The 770-nt window shown below is 49.9% G+C and carries 1 protein-coding gene; it reads right to left on the reverse strand.

Features of this window, described 5'->3' with window-relative positions; translation table 11 throughout:
- On the reverse strand, positions 1–770 hold a 770-nt coding region (locus SKC36_RS12260), incomplete at both ends, for a hypothetical protein (protein ID WP_459466070.1).

Genomic DNA, 770 nt, shown 5'->3' on the forward strand with positions numbered 1-770 from the left:
CCTCCCGCTGTTTGCGTGCCACTTCCCGTGATGATGAACTTCGTAGCTGAACCTGCTCCAATCGTCACATTGCCACTCGTTACGGCACTACCCGTCGCTGGAGTGAAGGTAAACGTGCCCACTCCTGAGGTTCCTGTATAGATTAAACCTAAGCTTGTCAAGTTGGCTACTCCATTACTAAAGTCGCCCGCATTCGTTAATTTATTCGTACCCGATAAGCCCGTGATACTTCCTGTCAAGCTATTGCTTACTGTAATATTGTTCGCACTCGCATCAAAGCCCGTTACCACGTTACCATACGCATCTTGTGCCGTTAAGGTGTTTGTACCCGTAAACGCTACTCCACTGGTCTGTGGACTCGCCAAGCTCACCGTTAATTTAGCAAAGCTTGAAGCACTTACCGATACACTTAAACGATCTGCTCCCGATGCCGATATACTGCCATCTGTAGCAGCTAGTACTGCTGATTCTACATGGTATAATAGCATGCTCGCCGTAGCTACTCCATTCGTGAAGCTCACACTCGTCGAGCTACCTACATTCGTGCCTGCTACTGTCGCTGCAGTCACTGGACTTGTCGAACTATTAGCTCCACTGAAAGTCAAGGACTTGCTGCCCGTATAACCTACCGCCGTATTGCCGCTCGCATCTTTCGCGGTAATCGTGATTGTTTGACCTACTCCTGCCGTTTGCGTGCCGCTTCCCGTGATAATCAACTTAGTCGCTGAGCCTGGGTTTACCGTTATAGCACTCGAGCTTACTGGAGCCCC

The organism is Aquirufa sp. OSTEICH-129A, from assembly GCF_054558355.1.